This is a genomic window from Candidatus Buchananbacteria bacterium CG10_big_fil_rev_8_21_14_0_10_42_9 (assembly GCA_002773845.1).
Classification (GTDB): Bacteria; Patescibacteriota; Patescibacteriia; order Buchananbacterales; family 21-14-0-10-42-9; genus 21-14-0-10-42-9.
Map to the genome: position 1 here is coordinate 1 of PEZZ01000050.1, position 1,072 is coordinate 1,072.

Here is a 1,072-nt window from a genome sequence, read left to right on the forward strand (position 1 = left end):
TAGAATAATCCTCCCCTGTGAAGGGGGAGCGTGAGGGGGTTGTCATTGCGCCTGCCCGTCCTTTGGCGGGAGGACCCCTGCCTACGCAGGGGGACGTGAGGATCTCAGGCACCCTCCTGCCGTGCCCATCCGAAGCCTTGGCGAAGGAGGGTCATTCCCGATACCGGATCATGTCCGGCACAGGCTCTGATCGGGAATCCAGTTGAGAATCCATTCCTTTCTAGTATTATTGACGGCAGGTTATCACCATGATATATTAATTTGTCTAACTATGATATAATTTATTGTATCGAAATATGCCTCATTTTTTATATAAATTGTTATCCTATATAGATCCCAAAGCCAAATTTGAAGCCCAAGAATCGCTCGAGGTTATACGAAGTTTGGGCGATATTGTGTTTGACATCAAACAGCACACGGATGAAACAGGCACTTATTATGTAGCTCGTGCAAAACAGGGGAATAAAAGTATTATCACCTCCGGCAAGGACATAGCTGAGCTTGATGCTAATATTAAAGATGCTATTTTAACAGCTTATAACGTACCGGCGCGGTTTGCTGATCCAAATATGATTAAATCAAGTTTGGTTCAGCGCGAAACAGAACTGCGCTATGCCACGAGATAAGGTACCGTCTGATACTACACAAAGGAAGGTATTAAAAGCATTTAGAAAATTAGGATTTGAAATTTTGCCGCACAAGTATGGCAAAGGCAGCCATCGAATGGTGCGGGATCCAAAAACTGGCCAGGAAATTACAGTTCAAAGTAAGGTATTCAAACAAGTATTATTTGACTATTGCAGTAAAGTAAGCGAGCTCGGATATGATGTGAACCAGTTTATAAAGCATCTTTAATTTTAAGTACAAGATTGATTTTTAAAACAGCGGCCTTCAGCCGTTTTTTTATTTTGAAAAAATAAAGGCCTAAAAAACAGAAAACCCCCTGTTTTGACGGGATGCCTTACGGTATCCCAACACAGGAGGATTTACTTCTGCTATAAAGGTATTAAATTACTACAAAGGTGTCAATAGAATAATCCTCCCCTGTGAAGGGGGAGCGTGAGGGGGTTGT

2 protein-coding genes are annotated in these 1,072 nt (G+C 42.4%); both read left to right on the top strand.

Annotated features, from left to right (window positions below):
- Positions 1 to 296: 296 nt before the first annotated feature.
- Positions 297 to 626 carry a hypothetical protein gene (locus COT81_05855; protein PIS04542.1) on the top strand — a complete coding sequence of 110 codons (330 nt, stop codon included), beginning with the start codon at positions 297 to 299 and terminating at the stop codon, positions 624 to 626.
- Entirely contained in the window at positions 613 to 855 is a 243-nt protein-coding gene (locus COT81_05860; protein PIS04543.1) for a hypothetical protein, read from the top strand. Before COT81_05855 ends, COT81_05860 begins: the two co-directional genes overlap by 14 nt.
- Positions 856 to 1,072: the final 217 nt, after the last annotated feature.

Bases quoted from the DNA above. Each gene is read 5' to 3' on its own strand.
- COT81_05855 (PIS04542.1), top strand. From the start codon at position 297: ATGCCTCATTTTTTATATAAATTGTTATCCTATATAGATCCCAAAGCC.
- COT81_05860 (PIS04543.1), top strand. From the start codon at position 613: ATGCCACGAGATAAGGTACCGTCTGATACTACACAAAGGAAGGTATTA.